The sequence below is a fragment of the Streptomyces sp. NPDC046939 genome (assembly GCF_040644575.1).
Classification (GTDB): domain Bacteria; phylum Actinomycetota; class Actinomycetes; order Streptomycetales; family Streptomycetaceae; genus Streptomyces.
Genome location: NZ_JBEYWV010000008.1, coordinates 229741 through 246536 on the forward strand (window position 1 = coordinate 229741; position 16796 = coordinate 246536).

Below are 16796 nucleotides of genomic sequence, written 5' to 3' on the forward strand. Positions count from 1 at the left end.
CGGCCCCGGTCCAGCCACCGGACAGCCGCCTCGGCCCGCCCGGGACTCAGCGATCGTCCCTGTCGCCCCGGCGTGGGCGGCCGTCCCTGGTCCGGCCGGGGGCCGGGGGAGGCGGAGGCGCGGGCGGCGGGGGTGGCGGCAACCCCGTGTCGCCGCCGTTGCGGGGGCGCCGGGGCGACGGCTCGGGCCGGATCGGGCCCGCGACGGTGGGGGCGCCGGTCATGTCGTCCCCCTGAGCCGGGTCGGCGCCCGGCCCCCACCCGGAGCCCTCGCCCCAGGCGTTCTCGGTCGGCGGTGCCGGGTCCCCGTACGGTCGCAGATAGGGGTTCGTGTCCGGGTTCGACGGGCGGTACGGGCGGCTCTCCCGGTACGGGCCCGCCGAGGCCGGAGCCGCGGCGTGGGCCGGGGCCCCGGGCACGCCCCGCGCGGAGAGAGCCGCCAGCGGCGCCGCGCGGCTCCCCGCCGCGCCGGAGGCGTACGCGAGGACCGCGCCGAGCGCCCCCGCGCCCGCGCCCCACGCCGCTCCCAGGAGCAGCGCCATCCCCACCCGCCCGTGCAGCTCGATGCCCGCGCCGAACGCGTCGAAGCCAAGGACCGTCAGCGACGCGTTCGCCGAGACGTCCGTCAGCCAGACCAGGAGGGGGAGGGCCAGCGCCGTCACGACGCCGAGGCGCGCCGCACAGGCCCCCGCGAAACCGGGCAGGCCCGGCCCCTTCCCCCGTACGAAGGGCGTGCGCGCCGCCGTCAGGACCCCGGCGAACAGCATCATCAGGGCCATCGCGACGGCCAACAGCCATACGCGGCCGTCCAGTTCGGCGAGGCGGCCGAGCGTCACGGACCGGTCGGAGTCGGCCCGGAGCAGGTCGTCGAGCGGGTCGGGGAGCAGCCGTGACAGCGCCCCCGTCGCCTTGCCGTCCCAGGGCACGAACAAGCCGATCGGTACCCCGAGCCACACCCCGTTGGGCGCGCCGAGCAGCGCCGCGCCCGCGATCCGGCGCGGATGGTCGTCGCCGATCATCGCGTACAGCGCCGCGGCGAGCCCCGCGAGGACCGCTACGAGCAGCACCGTGACGAGCGCCGAGACGGCGGGCCGCACCACCCTGTGCACCGGCGCGAGGGCGCGCGGCAGGGGAGTGCGCCGCGACGCGAGCAACGCGATCAGCAGCACCCCGGCCACGAACGCAGCCCCGCCGAGCAGCGTCGCCCCGGCCCGCACCGTGAACCCGACGGAGGCCTCCGCGTGCACCAGGTCGTTGAGCCGGTCGGGCAGCAGCCCGCCGACACCGCCGGGCAGCTTGTCCTTGATGTCGCCGGGCAGCCCGCCCGCGCCCGGAATGTCGTTCACCCCGAGCTTGGAACCGTCAATCGTGATGATGTCGTGACCCGCCCACACGAGCCCGCCGAGCAGCGCCACGAACAGCCCGAGCACCGCTCCCGCGCGCGCGAGCAGCTCCCCGGCCGACACCTCAACTCCCCGCCCGCGCAAGCCCCGTAGGAAGAACCAGCTCAACAGGAGCGCGCCCACGAGCCCCACGCCCAGTGGCGCGACATCGATCGCGGTGCTCGCCTGCGCACTGTCCAGGCCGAACGCCGACACGTCACCGGACGGCGTCACGCGCCCGCCGACGCCGAGCGCCACGACCGCGGCCGTCATCGGGCCGAGCGAGCCCGCCGAGTCGGCGTCGAGAAGGTGCAGACCGAGCGCCGCGACCCCCGCCATCCCGATGAAAGCCCAGCTCACCGCCGCTACGGCGGAGAGCAGCACCTCGCCGACGGGGATGCCGCCGCGCCGCTGCGTGTCGTGGCCGGTCACCATCAGGACCCCCCGATCCGTACGGCCTCGCCCCGGACGCCCCCTTTGCGCATGATCAGCATGATCCGTAGGGAGTTGCGGGCACCTCCCACCCTCCCGGGCCGCATCTGTCACGTCAACGGCGCGGGCACCACGGGACGTCCGAGAGTCTTCACAGGCTCCGACGCAAGGCCCGACTTTCGGTCACGGGGCCGTTCCTGAAATAGTTCCTCACGATGTTCGACATCCCTAGACTCCCCATGACGGGGCACAACTTCGGGGGACAACTCAGTGGGGCATGGAGTGCCTGAACTCGTACTGGAATCAAATGGCAGGACGTGGACGCTCGATCCGTCCAGGTCGTACACCCTCGGGCGTGATCCGGGGGGAGACGTCGTGCTCGACGACGCCAGGGTCTCCTGGCGCCACGCCACGATCAGCTGGGGCGGCCGGAGCTGGGTGATCCAGGACCACGGCTCCACCAACGGCACCTATGTGCAGGGCCGGCGCGTCCATCAGACGGAGCTCGGCCCCGGCTCGTCGGTCCATCTGGGCAACGCGACCGACGGCCCGCGGGTGGACGTGCGGGGCAGCGCGCAGGCCGCCGCCGTCGCCACCCCGCACCAGGCGCAGCAGCAGGCCGCGGGCCTGACCCAGCAGCCGCCGCAGCAGCACCCGCAGGGCGGCGCGCCGGGCTGGCAGCAGCAGGCGCCCCAGCCGCAGCAGCAGGCATGGCAGCAGCCCCAGCAACAGCAGCCGCCCGTGCAGAAGGTGCCGAGTCAGCAAGGACCGCAGGGACCGGGCGGTGTCGCGGGGGCCCCGCCGGTCTACGGCGACCGCAGCCCGACCACGTTCCACCAGCTCGCGCTCGGCCGTGTCATGCGCATCGGCCGCGCCCTGGAGAACGAGCTGGTCGTCTCCGACCTCCAGGTCTCGCGCCTGCACGCGGAGTTCCACGCGACGCCCGACGGCCGCTTCGAGATCCGCGACCTCGGCTCGCACAACGGCACGTACGTCAACGGCCAGCCGATCGCCAAGGGCGGCACGGCGCTGCTCGGCCCGAACGACATCGTCGGCGTCGGCCACTCCACGTTCCGCCTCGTCGGCGACCGCCTGGAAGAGTTCGTCGACACCGGTGAGGTCTCCTTCTCCGCGCGGCACCTGACGGTCACCGTCGACGGCGGCAAGCAGATCCTCAAGGACGTCTCCTTCGGTGTCCCCGAGAAGTCGCTGATCGCCGTCATCGGCCCGTCGGGCTCCGGCAAGTCGACGCTCCTGAAGGCGCTCACGGGCTACCGCCCGGCCAATGAGGGCGACGTCCTCTACGACAACCGGAACCTGTACAAGCAGTTCGCCGAGTTGCGCCAGCGCATCGGTCTGGTCCCGCAGGACGACATCCTGCACAAGGAGCTGACCGTCAAGAAGGCGCTCAAGTACGCCGCCAAGCTCCGCTTCCCCGCGGACACCAGCGAGCAGGAGCGCCAGCAGCGCATCGACGAGGTGCTGCGCGAGCTGAAGCTGGACATCCACAAGGAGAAGAAGGTCACCTCCCTCTCCGGTGGCCAGCGCAAGCGCGTCTCCGTCGCCCTGGAGCTGCTGACCAAGCCGTCGCTGATATTCCTCGACGAGCCGACCTCCGGCCTCGACCCGGGCATGGACCGCGACGTCATGCAGCTCCTGCGCGGCCTCGCCGACGACGGCCGTACGGTCCTGGTCGTCACCCACTCCGTGGCCGAGCTGGCGATCTGCGACAAGCTGCTCGTCATGGCGCCCGGCGGCGCGGTGGCGTACTTCGGCCCGCCCGAGGAGGCCCTCAACTTCTTCGGCTACGAGACCTGGGCCGATGTCTTCTCCGCGTTCGAGAACTACCGCGACTACGACTGGGCGGGCCGCTGGAAGGGCTCGCAGCACTACCAGATGTACGCGGCCGACATCGACGCCGTGGCCGCGCAGTCGGTGCAGATGCCACCGCCCGCCGCCATCAAGCCGCCCAAGCCGCAGCCGTGGGGCGCCCAGCTCATCACGCTGATGCGCCGCTACATCTCGGTGATCGCCTCCGACAAGGGCTTCATGGGCCTGATGGTGATCCTGCCCGCGGTCCTGGGCGTGGTCTCCGTCGTCATTCCGGCCGATTTCGGACTGGCGCCGCCGAAGCCGCCCGCCAAGTTCAACGGCGACGCGGGCACGATCATGCTGATCATCGCGGTCGGCATGTGCTTCTCGGCCGCGGCCAACTCGGTCCGCGAGCTGATCAAGGAGCGCGTCATCTACGAGCGGGAGCGCGCCACCGGCCTGTCCCGCTCGGCCTACCTGATGTCCAAGGTCATCGTCCTCGGCGTCATCACAGCCATCCAGGGCGTCATCATCTGCGCCATCGGCTTCGCCCCGCGCGAGCTGCCCAAGGAGGGCCTGCTCATGCCCCCGGCGGCGGAGCTGTGCGTCTCGATCATCGCGCTCGGCTTCACGTCGATGATGTTCGGCCTGGTCATCTCCTCGCTGGTGAAGACCAGCGAGAAGACGATGCCGCTGCTGGTCATGTTCGCGATCGTCCAGGTCGTCTTCACCGGCGTCCTCTTCCAGATCTACGGTTCGATCGGCCTGGAGCAGTTCGCCTGGCTGATGCCGTCCCGCTGGGCGGTCGGCGCGGCCGGTGCCACGCTCGACCTCTCGCACCTGATGCCGCCGTGGGACCCGAAGAAGCCGAACGACCTCGACCCGCTGTGGGAGCACTCGGTCAGCCAGTGGGGCATCAACCTCACGATCCTGCTTCTGCTCGGCGTGGCCTGCGGCTTCGCGGTCGCCCGCCTGCTGCGCCGCCACGAGCCCGAGGTCATGCGCAAGTAACGACACCGAGGTGAACCAGTGAAGGGCGGCACCCTCGTCGGGGTGCCGCCCTTCACTGGCATGGGGGTTCGGCGTGTACCGGCCCCGGAGGGCCCGGCGGTGAGCGTCAGTACGCGCTGTTCACGTTGTCGATCGAGCCGTAGACGTCGGCCGCGTAGTTCGCGGCGGCCGTGATGTTGGCGACCGGGTCGTAGATGTTCGTCGAGGTGCCCTCGACGTGGTACGCGTCGAACGTCGGCTGGATGACCTGGAGCAGACCGATCGACGGCGTGCCGTTCTGGGCGTTGATGTCCCAGCCGTTGATGGCGTTCGGGTTGCCCGTGGACTCGCGCATGATGTTGCGGTAGAGCCCGTCGTAGGAGCCGGGAATGCCCTTGGCCCGCATGATGTCCAGGGACTGCCGGATCCAGCCGTCCAGGTTGTTCGCGTAGACCGGCTTGCGGGCGGCGGCGCGGGACGCGGCCTCCTTGGCCTCGCGCGCACGCTGCGCCTTGGCGTCGGCCTCGGCCTTCGCCTTGGCCTGCGCGTCGGCCTTGGCCTGGGCCGCCGCCTTCACCTTGGCCGCGGCATCCGCCTTCGCCTTGGCCTCGGCCACCTGCCGCGCCTTCAGCTTCGCGGCGATGTCCTTGGCCTTCTCCGACGCGGTGGCCTGCTGGTTGGTGACGCTGGCCTGCACGTCCCTGATCTGCTGGGCGCCGGCGTTCGTCGTGAACGCGACGGGAGCGGCGGAGACCGTCTCGGACGCCTGTGCCTGCGTGTCCTGGCCCGGCACGAGGGTCACGGCGAGAGCGGCCGCGCCGAGAGCGGCGACGCCGGCCATCGAGACCTTGTGGGTCCGGGAGAACTGACCATGGCCGGGGAAGGTGTACTTGCGCATGGGGGGACGGAGACCTCTCGGGGGACGGGAGCCGCTCGCCGACCGAACCGGACGGGCTTGTGTTTCGGACACGGACGCCGTGGGTAGAACCGGTCGGCGTTGAGCGACGGAGGCCATTGTTAGCGGGCGCAAAAATCTGTGGCAAAGGTGTGACGTACGAAGCCGCCTAGTGGGACCCGGGCACGCCGAAGGGGGCCGAAAGTCGACCGACGACCCTCAGCCCCCGCCCCGCCTCGTCAAACAGCGCCCGTCCTCGCCCACTACGGCCCTTCGTAGGTGATGCGCGCCCTATGCGCGGCGTCACATCACCGCACGGCCGATCTCACCCCTAGTTGCCACTGCAACTCACAGCGTGAGCCTTCTCCTCCGGAAGGATGAGGTGCACGTCGCCGAACTCGTGCCAGAGGTAGAGCTCCCGCACCGCCTCCTCGTACGCACGGCCCACCGCGGCCCGCCCCGCGACCGCCTCCAGCATCAGCAGGTGCGACGCCTCCGGCTCGTGCAGGCCGGTCAGCAGCCCGTCCACCACCCGCACCCCGCGCCGCGGCTCCACGACCAGGCCGGTCCAGCCGCCCGCCGCCCGCACCGCTCCGTCCGCACCCGCCGCCGACTCGACGGCCCGCACGGCGGTCGTCCCCACGGCGACGACCCGGCCCCCGCCCGCCCGCGCCGCGTTGATCAGCCGTGCCGACGCGTCCGACACCTCGAACCGCTCCGGGTACGGCGGCTCGTGCGCCTCCGCCGACGCCACCCCCGTGTGCAGCGTCACCGGCGCGAACTGCACCCCCCGGCTCACCAGGCGCGCCACCATCCGCGCCGTGAACGGCCGCGCCGCGCTCGGCATCTCCGCGCTGCCCGCCCCGTCCGCGTACGGCAGCGCGAACACGGTCTGATAGGCGGACAGCGGCTGGTCCCGCTCCGTGTACGCGTACCGGATCGCCCGCCCGCGGCGCCGCAGCAGCGCCGGTACGTCCCCGGACACCCGCCCCCACCACAGCCGCCCCGAACCGGCCGCGACCGGCTCCTCATAGACGAGTGCCAGCCCGTCGGGCAGCGACACCACCGCCCCCGCGGGTCCACCCGCGCGCGGGCGCGTGGTGCCCCGCCCGTCCGGATCGCGCAGCTCCACCGCCCAGCGCCCGTCATCGCCCCGGGTCGAGAAATGCACGACCACGCGCGCGTGCCCGAGCCGTCCGTCCACCGCGGCCGCCAGCGTGGGGGAGGTGTTCACCACGAGCACGTCCCCGGCCCGCAGCTCGCCCGGCAGCTCGGCGAAGCGGCGGTGGACCACCTCCGTGCCGCGCGACACCAGGAGCCGCACCGAGGACCTGTCCCGGCCGGGCCCCCGCTGCTCGGCCGGGACCCGCGCCGACCGGTCCCCGGGGATCCGCAGCGCGAGCGTCATCGAAGCTCCAGCAGCGACGGCGCTGTGTACCGGCCGCTCGCGGGCCACCGGTCGAGCAGGCCCAGGAAGGCGGGCACCACGTCCTCCGGGCGTGGCACCCCGCTCAGATCCTCGTCCGGCTCGGCGGCGGCGAGCATGTCCGTCCGCATCCCGCCCGGGTCCACCGCCCACACCCGCAGATCCGGCTCCTCCACCGCGAGCACCGCCGACACCTGGTCGAGCGCCGCCTTCGTCGCCCCGTAACCGCCCCAGGTGCGGTACGCCTCCGACGCCGCGTCCGAACTCAGATTGATCACCGCCCCGGCGGGCGCCTCCCGCAACAAGGGCAACGCCTCCTGGAGCAGACCCAGCGGCGCCACCACATTGACCTCCAGAGCCGTCCGGAAGTCGTTGAGCGGGTGCTGCTCCAGCGGCACCAGCGGGGCGGCCCCGAGCACGCCCGCGTTGTTCACCAGCAGATCGAGCCCGCCCAGGTCCCAGGCCGCCCCGATCAGCTCCGCGCGGTGCTTGCCGTCCGCCACGCTCCCCGCGAGGGCCGTCACCGCCCCGCCCTTCTCGCGCAGCGCGGCGGCGACCTCCTCCAGCGGCCCCGCCGACCGGGCGTCCAGGACGAGGTCCCAGCCGCGCCCGGCGAGCGCCGTCGCCAGCGCCCGCCCGAACCCCCGCGACGCCCCCGTGATGATCGCTACTGCCATGCCAACCGTCCCCATGTCGTGCCGACGCCGTGCGGGCCGGCTGTCCTCAACGTAGGAAGGCACGGACGCCCCACGCCTCGTACGCGGGTCGCGACGGCACAGGGCCCTTCGGCCTACGCCCATCGCCCTACGCGCCCGCCGCCACAAGACGGATACGGACTGTCACACCCCACCGGTACGGTGAGATCATGAGTCACGCCCCACGGACGGGACTGGCCGCGGTGAGCGCCGCGCTGCTGGCCATGAGCAGGCACCTGGAGGTGCGCGACGTCCTCAAGACGATCGTCGCCTCGGCGCGCGAACTGCTCGACGCCGAGTACGCGGCCCTGGGCGTCCCCGACGACCACGGCGGCTTCGCCCAGTTCGTCGTCGACGGCGTCAGCGACGAGCAGTGGAAGGCCATCGGCCCGCTCCCGCGCCAGCACGGCATCCTCGCCGCGATGCTCCGCGAGGCGAGGACGGAGCGGCTCGCCGACGTCCGCCAGGACCCCCGCTTCGAGGGCTGGCCCGCCACCCACCCCGACATGTCCGACTTCCTCGGCCTGCCCGTCAAGGACGGCGACGAGACGATCGGCGCCCTCTTCCTCGCCAACAAGCGGTGCCCCAAGCCGCAAGGCGGCTGCGGCTTCACCCAGGACGACGAGGAACTGCTCCGCATCCTCGCCCAGCACGCCGCGATCGCCCTCACCAACGCCCGGCTCTACGAGCGCAGCCGCGAGCTCACCATCGCCGAGGAGCGCTCCCGCCTCGCCCACGAACTGCACGACGCCGTCAGCCAGAAGCTCTTCTCGCTGCGTCTGACCGCCCAGGCCGCCGCCAAGCTCGTGGACCGCGACCCCGCGCGCGCCAAGGGCGAACTCCAGCACGTCGTCGAGCTCGCCGCCGAGGCCACCGAGGAGCTGCGCGCGGCCGTCGTCGAGCTGCGCCCCGCCGCACTCGACGAGGACGGCCTCGTCGCCACCCTCCGCACGCAGATCCAGGTTCTCGACCGCGCCCACACGGCCCACGTCACCTTCGAGACCGGCGGCATCAGAGCCCTCCCCGCCGCACAGGAGGAGGCCGTGCTGCGCGTCGCCCAGGAGGCGCTGCACAACGCGCTGCGCCACTCCGGCGCCAACCACGTGCACGTCACCCTCGACAAGCGGGGCACCGGCGCCGCGCTCCGCGTCACCGACGACGGCTCGGGCTTCGACCCGAAGGCCGTCCGCCGCGCGGGCCGCCACCTCGGCCTGGTCTCCATGCGCGACCGGGCCGGAGGCGTCGGCGGCCGGCTCACAGTGGAATCCGAGCCCGGCAAGGGCACCACGATCGACATGGAGGTCCCCGGTGGCTGACCGCATCAAGGTGCTCCTGGTCGACGACCATCAGGTCGTCCGCCGCGGCCTGCGCACCTTCCTGGAGGTCCAGGACGACATCGAGGTCGTCGGCGAGGCCGGGGACGGGTCCGAGGGCGTCGCCCGCGCCGAGGAGCTGCGCCCCGACGTCGTCCTCATGGACGTCAAGATGCCCGGCATGGACGGCGTCGACGCGCTGCGCAAGCTCCGCGAACTGGGCAACCCCGCGCGCGTGCTCATCGTCACCAGCTTCACCGAGCAGCGCACCGTGGTCCCGGCCCTGCGCGCCGGAGCCGCGGGCTACGTCTACAAGGACGTCGACCCGGACGCGCTCGCCGGAGCCATCCGCTCCGTCCACGCGGGCCACATCCTGCTTCAGCCGGAGGTGGCGGGCGCGCTGCTCTCCCAGGAGGAGGCGAACGGCGGACAGGGCAGAGGAGGCTCGCTCACCGAGCGGGAGCGCGAGGTCCTTGGCCTGATTGCCGACGGCCGGTCCAACCGGGAGATCGCCCGCGCCCTCGTCCTCTCCGAGAAGACGGTGAAGACGCACGTCTCGAACATCCTGATGAAGCTCGACCTCGCCGACCGCACGCAGGCGGCGCTGTGGGCCGTACGGCACGGGGCCGCGGGCTGACACGCTCCCTGCCCGGACGGCGCACTACTGCGGTGAGCCGGGACCGGTTCCCGCCTGATGGGAGATTCATACTGTCGTGTATGTGTCCCCCGTTCGGCGTATCCCCGCGGGCCGGGGCGCGTTCTCCAGTGCGTGCCGCGGCGGCTGGCCGCGGCGATCGCAAAGAGGAGCACGAAGTGAAGAACCTGAAGAAGGCCGCGGCCGTCACCCTCGTCGCCGGTGGCCTGGTCGCCGCCGGTGCCGGCCTCGCCTCCGCCGACGCGCACGTGCACGGTGCCGCCGTGCACTCGCCGGGCGTCGGCTCGGGCAACCAGGTGCAGGCCCCGGTCCACGTCCCCGTCAACGCCACGGGCAACAGCGTGAACGTCATCGGCGTGCTGAACCCGGTCTTCGGCAACGACGGCTACAACAGCTGATCCCCACACAGCTCCCTCACGACGATCGGCCTCCCGGGCGCACCCCGGGAGGCCGAAAGCGTTCCCGGCCCGTATGACGGGGGGCCGGGCGCCGGTACCGGCACACGCCCTGCCGCTCAGCCCCGGTTCCGCTCCTCCACGAACGCGTTGTACGCCGCCACCTGCGCCCGCCGCGCCGTGCGCTCCACCGGCCGCAGCGCCACCGCGCGAGCCGACATCTCCGAGGCGCTCACCGCACCGCCGTGACCGCTCTCGTACGCCGTCTCCACCAGCAGCCCGACCCGCTGCGCCAGCTCCAGGACGCGTACGGCCCGTGGGGGATAGCCGGGGGCCAGCACCTCCCGGCCCCGCTCGGCGCGCGCCCGGTACGCCTCGATCGCCGCCTCCGCGACCGGCCCGGAGCCCGCCACGTCGAGCCGCGTCAGCACCTCCGTCGCCTCCCGGAGGGCCTCCGCCAGCTCGCGCTCGGCCTCGCCCAGCGACGGCACATCGGCGGGCGGGGCCTCCCGCACCGGCAGGCAGTGCCACATCACCTGGACATGGACATCGCCCTCGGGCCCGGCCTCGTCCACCTCGGGGACGAGCCCGAGCGCCGCGCCGAAGCAGACGACGGCCTCCTCGGCGGCGACGGCCCGCGCGTTGAACTCCGGCGGCCCGCTCAGCCCCAGCGGATGCCCCGGCGCGGGCAGCGCGACCCGCAGGCCGCTCACGCCGAGCGCCCGCAGCCGGCCGAGCGCGAGAGAGAGACCGACGGGCCCGGGCTCCCCGGGAATCCCCTCGACGCGATGGACCGCGTCGTCGCCGACGATCGCGAGGACCGCGTCATCAGGAGCAATAAAACCGGCCAAAAGGGCATTTCCCCATGCCGCGAGGCGTCCGGAGCGTGGTTCTGTGAGCATGCGCCCCACGATAGAAGCCCGGAGAAAGCACGGAGAGAACACCGGACGGCGCCAAAACCCCCACCGAGGGAAAAGGCCGCCCGGGCAGTGGCGTAGGTTTTACCCGGGGGCTGCGTCCAGTGCCGAACAAGCCGAACCTCTACGGACGCACGCGAGACGGCCGAGACTGCAATGGGAGACAACGCGCTCATGAGCGATGTACTGGAGCTGGAGGACGTATCCGTGGTCCGCGAGGGCCGGGCTCTGGTGGACCAGGTCTCCTGGTCGGTGAAGGAGGGCGAGCGCTGGGTCATCCTCGGACCCAACGGCGCGGGCAAGACCACCCTCCTGAACATCGCCTCGAGCTACCTCTTCCCGAGCAGCGGCACCGCCACCATCCTCGGCGAGACCCTGGGCAGGCCCGGCACCGACGTCTTCGACCTGCGCCCGCGCATCGGCATCGCCGGCATCGGCCTCGCCGACAAGCTGCCCAAGCGCCAGACCGTCCTGCAGACGGTGCTCACGGCCGCGTACGGCATGACCGCGGGCTGGCAGGAGTCCTACGAGGACATCGACGAGCAGCGCGCTCGCGCCTTCCTCGACCGCCTCGGCATGAGCGAGTACCTGGACCGCAAGTTCGGCACCCTCTCCGAGGGCGAGCGCAAGCGCACCCTGATCGCCCGCGCCCTGATGACCGACCCCGAGCTGCTCCTCCTCGACGAGCCCGCCGCCGGGCTCGACCTCGGCGGCCGCGAGGACCTCGTCCGGCGCCTCGGCCGCCTCGCCCGCGACCCGATCGCCCCCTCGATGATCATGGTCACGCACCATGTCGAGGAGATCGCCCCGGGCTTCACCCACGTCCTGATGATCCGTCAGGGCAAGGTCCTCACCGCGGGCCCCCTCGAGCTGGAGCTCACCTCCCGCAACCTCTCGCACTGCTTCGGCCTCCCGCTCGTCGTCGAGCAGCGCGGCGACCGCTGGACCGCCACCGGCCTCCCGCTCGGCTGAGCCCGCCCCACGCGTCTCCGCGGACCGGTCGTCCCCTGTCGGGGGGACCGTCCGCGGACCTACCATGACCAGGTGGCAGACATCGACGCATGGGTGTGGTGGCTGATCGGCGCGGCCGCCCTCGGAATTCCGCTCGTCATCACCGCCATGCCCGAGTTGGGCATGCTGTCCGTCGGCGCCTGCGCGGGCGCCGCGACCGCCGGTCTCGGCGGCGGCCCGGTCCTCCAGGTCCTGGTCTTCGCCGTCGTCTCCTGCGCGCTGATCGCCGTCGTACGCCCCATAGCCGTACGCCAGCGCTCACAGAAGCCGGTCCTGGCCACCAACATCGACGCGCTGAAGGGCAGACAGGCCGTCGTCGTCGAGCGCGTCGACGCGAGCGGCGGACGGATCAAGCTCGGCGGCGAGATCTGGTCGGCCCGCACCCTCGACGGCGACGCGGCCTACGAACCGGGCCACCAGGTCGACGTGGTCGACATCGAGGGAGCCACCGCCATCGTCATCTGAACCCCGGGTGGCCTGAACTGCCCCCGCCACATGGGTGGTTCTGACAGACTCGACCAGCAGCAACCCATGATCCTTCCGGCGGGCTGCGCCGGGGGACAACGGCACGAAGGGCACAGGAGACGCGATGTCAGCGATCATCATCGTCCTGATCATTCTGGTGGTGTTGGTCTTCATCGCCCTGATCAAGACCATCCAGGTCATTCCGCAGGCGAGCGCGGCCATCGTCGAACGCTTCGGCCGCTACACCCGCACGCTCAACGCGGGCCTGAACATTGTCGTCCCCTTCATCGACTCCATCCGCAACCGCATCGACCTGCGCGAACAGGTCGTGCCGTTCCCGCCGCAGCCGGTGATCACGCAGGACAACCTCGTCGTCAACATCGACACCGTCATCTACTACCAGGTGACCGACGCGAGGGCCGCGACCTATGAGGTCGCCAGCTACATTCAAGCCATCGAGCAGCTCACCGTCACCACCCTGCGCAACATCATCGGTGGCATGGACCTGGAGCGGACCCTGACCTCCCGCGAGGAGATCAACGCGGCCCTGCGCGGCGTCCTCGACGAGGCCACCGGCAAGTGGGGCATCCGCGTCAACCGCGTCGAGCTCAAGGCGATCGAGCCGCCCACCTCCATCCAGGACTCGATGGAGAAGCAGATGCGCGCCGACCGTGACAAGCGCGCCGCGATCCTCACCGCGGAAGGCATCCGCCAGTCCCAGATCCTCACCGCCGAAGGTGAGAAGCAGTCCGCGATCCTGCGCGCCGAGGGTGAGGCCAAGGCCGCGGCCCTGAAGGCCGAGGGCGAGGCCCAGGCCGTCCGTACGGTCTTCGAGGCGATCCACGCCGGAGACCCGGACCAGAAGCTGCTCTCCTACCAGTACCTCCAGATGCTCCCGAAGATCGCCGAGGGCGACGCCAACAAGCTCTGGATCGTCCCCAGCGAGATCGGCGACGCCCTCAAGGGCCTCAGCGGCGCCATGGGCAACTTCGGCCCCATGGGCGGCGGCGCCCCCACCCCGTCGGCGACGGGGAAGGAGCGCCGGGAACAGCCGCCGATCGACTAGAAGGGCGTACGCGGGCGGGGGCGGCCTACGCGGCCGCCATCTGCTCGCCCAGCCACTCCGGCAGAGCCGCCCGGTCGGCCGTCGCGAGCGACGCCAGCATCGCGTCCGCGGGCGTCGGCTCGAACGGCTGTATGAGCAGCGGCATCCCCGCCTGCTCCGGCGTCCGGTCGGCCTTGCGGTGATTGTCCTCGGCGCAGGACGCCACCGTGTTCAGCCACGTGTCCTGACCACCCTGCGACCGCGGCACCACATGGTCCACCGTCGTCGCCCGCCGCCCGCAGTACGCGCACCGGTGCTGATCCCGCACGAGCACACCCCGCCTCGACCACGGCGCACGTCTTCGGAACGGCACCCGTACATACCTGCAGAGCCTGATCACGCGCGGCACGGGCATGTCCAGGGCGGCTCCGCGCATCCGCAGCTCGGGGTGGGCCTGCTCGACGACGGCCTTGTCCTGAAGCACCAGCACGACGGCTCGGTTCAGCGTCACCGTCGAGAGCGGCTCGAAGCTCGCGTTCAGCACCAATGTGTCCCGCACCCTGCCCACCTCCCGTACGCAGCGGATCACCCCTCGGCGTCCGTGCGTCAACTCTGGCCGCGCGCGCCGAGATGGACAACGCAATAAAAAAATGCCCACCTCCGGTCACTTTCATGACTGGAGGCGGGCAAACGTTCAGTGAATCCGGCTACTCCGCCGGAGCCGCGTACTCCGCGACGACCTGGGCGCGCGCCAGCGTGTGGAACCGCAGATTGAACCCGACGGCGGCGGGCGAGGCGTCCGAGTCGATCCCGAGCTTCTCCTGGTCCACCGCGTACACGGTGAAGACATAGCGGTGCGCGGGGTCCCCGGCCGGCGGCGCGGCGCCCCCGAACTCCTTGGTCCCGTAGTCGTTGCGCACCTGGATCGCGCCCTCGGGCAGACCCTCGAACTTGCCGCTGCCCGCACCCGTCGGCAGCTCGGTCACCGAGGCCGGGATGTCGAACACGGACCAGTGCCAGAACCCGCTGCCCGTCGGCGCGTCCGGGTCGAAGCACGAGACGGCGAAGCTCTTGGTCTCCGCCGGGAAGCCCTCCCACCGCAGATGCGGCGAAGTGTTCCCGGCCGCGTACACCTGCGCGTCGTCGAGCACCCCACCCGGCTCGAAGTCGTCGCTCACCACGGTGAACGACGGCACCTGCGGATGAAAGGCGTGCGGCAGCGGCGCCCGCTCGGGCTGCTCGGTCACGAAGACACCTCCTGAGGTTCACGGTCTCTGCGGAGTCGGAGGACTCCCTGAGTCCCGGGTGCTACGGAATCGGACAGGGAAACCCTAGAACCAGTTCTTCCGGCTGCCGACCTCCGACAGCCACTGGTGCAGATACGCCGACCAGTCCGTGCCCTGGAAGTCGTGGTGCCCGACGACGAACGAACGGAACGTGTCGCTGCCCTCGCTGAACAGACCGGCCTTCTTGTCCATCTCCAGGACGACGTCCATCTCCCGGTCGTCGGCCACGAAGCTCAGCTCCACCTGGTTCAGCCCCCGGTACTGCTGCGGCGGGAAGAACTCGATCTCCTGGTAGAACGGCAGCTTCTGCCGCGTGCCCCGGATGTGCCCGCGCTCCATGTCCGCGCTCTTGAAGCGGAACCCGAGCCGGATGAACGCGTCCAGGATCGCCTGCTGCGACGGCAGCGGGTGCACATTGATCGGGTCCAGGTCACCGGAGTCCACGGCCCGCGCGATCTCCAGCTCGGTCGTCACCCCGAGGTTCATCCCACGCAGCTGCTGCCCGTCGATCGTCGTGACCGGCGTCTCCCAGGGAATCTCAAGCCCGAAGGGCACCGCATGCACCGCGTTCGCCTGGAGGGAGAACGCGCCGCCGAGCCGCACCTTGGTGAACTCGATGTCCTGCTTGACCTCTTGCTCACCGCCCTCGACCTCGACGCGCGCCTGGAGCCCGACGGACAGCCCCTCGATCTCCTGGTCCACGGAGCCGCCCTGGATCCGGACCTCACCCTGCACCACACCGCCGGGCACGACATTGGCCTCGGTCAGCACCGTCTCGACGGACGCCCCGCCCGCACCCAGACTCGCCAGCAGTCGCTTGAAGCCCATGACTCGATCTCCTCCGCAAGTGAACCGTGCACCTTGATTGACCGTGAACCAGCGACGACAGCCCCCGCCGGCGACCAGAACCAGCGCCCACCAGTCGTGACCCGCCAGTTCTGCTGACTACGAACGCGGTACACGGGCCCCCGGTTCCGCGCGTGCCGCGCCCAGCCGTTCCGTTACCCTCGGACGGCATGATCGCGGCCCCTGACCGTACGCCCCTGACCCGCTCGTTCTTCGACCGGCCCGTCCTGGACGTCGCCCCCGACCTCCTTGGACGCATCCTGGTGCACCACACCGCGGACGGCCCCGTCGCACTCCGCCTCACCGAGGTCGAGGCCTACGACGGTGCCAACGACCCCGGCTCCCACGCCTACCGAGGGCAGACCGCACGCAACAAGGTGATGTTCGGCCCGCCCGGACACGTGTACGTCTACTTCACCTACGGCATGTGGCACTGCATGAACCTCGTGTGCGGCCCCGAGGGCATCGCGAGCGGGGTCCTGCTGCGCGCCGGCGAGATCATCGAGGGTGCCGAGTCCGCCAGGAAGCGTCGACTCTCGGCCCGGAACGACAGAGAACTGGCCAAAGGTCCGGCGCGCCTGGCCACCGCCCTCTCGGTCGGCCGCGACCTCGACGGCACGGACGCCTGCGCCCCCGGCGCATCACCGGTCGAGGTCCTGCACGGCACGCCGGTCCCCGCTGACCAGGTACGCAACGGTCCGCGCACCGGAGTCGCCGGCGACGGCGGAGTCCACCCCTGGCGCTTCTGGATCGCCGACGACCCGACGGTGAGCCCCTACCGGGCACACACCCCGCGCCGCCGCCGAGCTTGACGCCCCCTTGCGCGATCCGTAAGGTAGTCCGAGCCGCGTGACCCGGGCATGGCGTTCAGCCGATCACCGGATGCGGCCAAACCACTACCTACGCTCTCCTTCAACGGGGACTATTCTGCGTGCTCGCACGTCAGAATTCGAACCCGCGGAACTCAATTATGAGTTGCGGCGGGAATCGGTTAACGTAGTGGAAGCGCCGAAAGGCAAAGGCCCTCCAACGGCCACCGGAAATGAATTCCGCACCGGAAACGGAACGGAAAACGGATCTGGTAAGGTTGGAAACGCAAGACAGCAAGACCGAAGGGAAGCGCCCGGAGGAAAGCCGCGAGAGAGTCTCTCGGGTGAGTACAAAGGAAGCGTCCGTTCCTTGAGAACTCAACAGCGTGCCAAAAGTCAACGCCAGATATGTTGATACCCCGT

At 71.3% G+C, this 16796-nt stretch carries 16 protein-coding genes; 8 read left to right on the forward strand and 8 right to left on the reverse strand.

Features of this window, described 5'->3' with window-relative positions; genetic code table 11:
* Nucleotides 1-46: 46 nt before the first annotated feature.
* Entirely contained in the window at nucleotides 47-1816 is a 1770-nt protein-coding gene (locus ABZ877_RS11940; RefSeq protein WP_361068309.1) for a streptophobe family protein, read from the reverse strand.
* A gap of 267 nt (nucleotides 1817-2083) precedes the next feature.
* On the opposite strand from ABZ877_RS11940, the gene ABZ877_RS11945 reads away from it, so the two are divergent.
* Nucleotides 2084-4636: an FHA domain-containing protein gene (locus ABZ877_RS11945; RefSeq protein WP_361068312.1), complete on the forward strand. Its 2553-nt coding sequence runs from the start codon at nucleotides 2084-2086 to the stop codon at nucleotides 4634-4636.
* A gap of 106 nt (nucleotides 4637-4742) precedes the next feature.
* Here ABZ877_RS11945 and ABZ877_RS11950 read toward each other — a convergent pair whose 3' ends face one another.
* The 3 genes from ABZ877_RS11950 to ABZ877_RS11960 all read right to left on the reverse strand — a co-directional run bounded on the left by ABZ877_RS11950 (nucleotide 4743) and on the right by ABZ877_RS11960 (nucleotide 7613).
* A complete protein-coding gene (locus tag ABZ877_RS11950) occupies nucleotides 4743-5513 on the reverse strand; it encodes a transglycosylase SLT domain-containing protein (protein WP_361068315.1) in 771 nt (256 codons plus the stop codon).
* Between the two features lie 328 nt (nucleotides 5514-5841).
* The gene (locus tag ABZ877_RS11955) at nucleotides 5842-6918 is read right to left on the reverse strand and encodes an S-adenosylmethionine:tRNA ribosyltransferase-isomerase (RefSeq protein ID WP_361068318.1); all 1077 of its coding nucleotides are present in this window, start codon (nucleotides 6916-6918) and stop codon (nucleotides 5842-5844) included.
* A complete protein-coding gene (locus ABZ877_RS11960) occupies nucleotides 6915-7613 on the reverse strand; it encodes an SDR family oxidoreductase (protein WP_361068321.1) in 699 nt (232 codons plus the stop codon). Before ABZ877_RS11960 ends, ABZ877_RS11955 begins: the two co-directional genes overlap by 4 nt.
* 188 nt (nucleotides 7614-7801) lie before the next feature.
* Here ABZ877_RS11960 and ABZ877_RS11965 point away from each other — a divergent pair, with 188 nt between their 5' ends.
* The 3 genes from ABZ877_RS11965 to ABZ877_RS11975 all read left to right on the forward strand — a co-directional run bounded on the left by ABZ877_RS11965 (nucleotide 7802) and on the right by ABZ877_RS11975 (nucleotide 9997).
* Complete coding sequence (locus ABZ877_RS11965; protein ID WP_361068323.1) at nucleotides 7802-8947, forward strand: GAF domain-containing sensor histidine kinase; 1146 nt, start codon at nucleotides 7802-7804, stop codon at nucleotides 8945-8947.
* Nucleotides 8940-9581, forward strand: coding sequence for a response regulator transcription factor (locus tag ABZ877_RS11970; RefSeq protein WP_361068326.1), 642 nt, complete (start codon nucleotides 8940-8942; stop codon nucleotides 9579-9581). The genes ABZ877_RS11965 and ABZ877_RS11970 overlap by 8 nt, the downstream gene beginning before the upstream one ends.
* Nucleotides 9582-9757: 176 nt before the next feature.
* Nucleotides 9758-9997, forward strand: a complete 240-nt coding sequence (locus tag ABZ877_RS11975; protein ID WP_361068329.1) for a chaplin — start codon at nucleotides 9758-9760, stop codon at nucleotides 9995-9997.
* Nucleotides 9998-10113: 116 nt separating this feature from the next.
* Here the strand turns inward: ABZ877_RS11975 and ABZ877_RS11980 are convergent, their stop codons facing one another.
* Nucleotides 10114-10896, reverse strand: a complete 783-nt coding sequence (locus tag ABZ877_RS11980; protein WP_361068331.1) for a hypothetical protein — start codon at nucleotides 10894-10896, stop codon at nucleotides 10114-10116.
* 189 nt (nucleotides 10897-11085) lie between these two features.
* On the opposite strand from ABZ877_RS11980, the gene ABZ877_RS11985 reads away from it, so the two are divergent.
* The 3 genes from ABZ877_RS11985 to ABZ877_RS11995 all read left to right on the forward strand — a co-directional run bounded on the left by ABZ877_RS11985 (nucleotide 11086) and on the right by ABZ877_RS11995 (nucleotide 13453).
* Entirely contained in the window at nucleotides 11086-11883 is a 798-nt protein-coding gene (locus tag ABZ877_RS11985; protein ID WP_361068334.1) for an ABC transporter ATP-binding protein, read from the forward strand.
* Nucleotides 11884-11955: 72 nt separating this feature from the next.
* On the forward strand, nucleotides 11956-12387 hold the full coding sequence (locus ABZ877_RS11990; RefSeq protein WP_361068337.1) for an NfeD family protein: 432 nt from the start codon (nucleotides 11956-11958) through the stop codon (nucleotides 12385-12387).
* Between the two features lie 124 nt (nucleotides 12388-12511).
* Nucleotides 12512-13453, forward strand: coding sequence for an SPFH domain-containing protein (locus tag ABZ877_RS11995; RefSeq protein ID WP_361068340.1), 942 nt, complete (start codon nucleotides 12512-12514; stop codon nucleotides 13451-13453).
* A gap of 25 nt (nucleotides 13454-13478) precedes the next feature.
* Here the strand turns inward: ABZ877_RS11995 and ABZ877_RS12000 are convergent, their stop codons facing one another.
* The 3 genes from ABZ877_RS12000 to ABZ877_RS12010 all read right to left on the reverse strand — a co-directional run bounded on the left by ABZ877_RS12000 (nucleotide 13479) and on the right by ABZ877_RS12010 (nucleotide 15546).
* Complete coding sequence (locus ABZ877_RS12000) at nucleotides 13479-13991, reverse strand: HNH endonuclease (RefSeq protein WP_361068343.1); 513 nt, start codon at nucleotides 13989-13991, stop codon at nucleotides 13479-13481.
* Between the two features lie 148 nt (nucleotides 13992-14139).
* Entirely contained in the window at nucleotides 14140-14679 is a 540-nt protein-coding gene (locus ABZ877_RS12005) for a YbhB/YbcL family Raf kinase inhibitor-like protein (RefSeq protein ID WP_361068346.1), read from the reverse strand.
* 84 nt (nucleotides 14680-14763) lie between these two features.
* Nucleotides 14764-15546: a sporulation protein gene (locus ABZ877_RS12010; RefSeq protein WP_361068349.1), complete on the reverse strand. Its 783-nt coding sequence runs from the start codon at nucleotides 15544-15546 to the stop codon at nucleotides 14764-14766.
* Between the two features lie 188 nt (nucleotides 15547-15734).
* Here ABZ877_RS12010 and ABZ877_RS12015 point away from each other — a divergent pair, with 188 nt between their 5' ends.
* Complete coding sequence (locus tag ABZ877_RS12015) at nucleotides 15735-16376, forward strand: DNA-3-methyladenine glycosylase (protein ID WP_361068352.1); 642 nt, start codon at nucleotides 15735-15737, stop codon at nucleotides 16374-16376.
* Nucleotides 16377-16796: the final 420 nt, after the last annotated feature.

Coding starts and splice junctions, on each gene's coding strand:
- ABZ877_RS11985 (WP_361068334.1), top strand. CDS start 11,086: ATGAGCGATGTACTGGAGCTGGAGGACGTATCCGTGGTCCGCGAGGGC.
- ABZ877_RS11980 (WP_361068331.1), bottom strand. CDS start 10,896: ATGCTCACAGAACCACGCTCCGGACGCCTCGCGGCATGGGGAAATGCC.
- ABZ877_RS11965 (WP_361068323.1), top strand. CDS start 7,802: ATGAGTCACGCCCCACGGACGGGACTGGCCGCGGTGAGCGCCGCGCTG.
- ABZ877_RS12015 (WP_361068352.1), top strand. CDS start 15,735: ATGATCGCGGCCCCTGACCGTACGCCCCTGACCCGCTCGTTCTTCGAC.
- ABZ877_RS11960 (WP_361068321.1), bottom strand. CDS start 7,613: ATGGCAGTAGCGATCATCACGGGGGCGTCGCGGGGGTTCGGGCGGGCG.
- ABZ877_RS11995 (WP_361068340.1), top strand. CDS start 12,512: ATGTCAGCGATCATCATCGTCCTGATCATTCTGGTGGTGTTGGTCTTC.
- ABZ877_RS11950 (WP_361068315.1), bottom strand. CDS start 5,513: ATGCGCAAGTACACCTTCCCCGGCCATGGTCAGTTCTCCCGGACCCAC.
- ABZ877_RS12010 (WP_361068349.1), bottom strand. CDS start 15,546: ATGGGCTTCAAGCGACTGCTGGCGAGTCTGGGTGCGGGCGGGGCGTCC.
- ABZ877_RS11955 (WP_361068318.1), bottom strand. CDS start 6,918: ATGACGCTCGCGCTGCGGATCCCCGGGGACCGGTCGGCGCGGGTCCCG.
- ABZ877_RS11940 (WP_361068309.1), bottom strand. CDS start 1,816: ATGGTGACCGGCCACGACACGCAGCGGCGCGGCGGCATCCCCGTCGGC.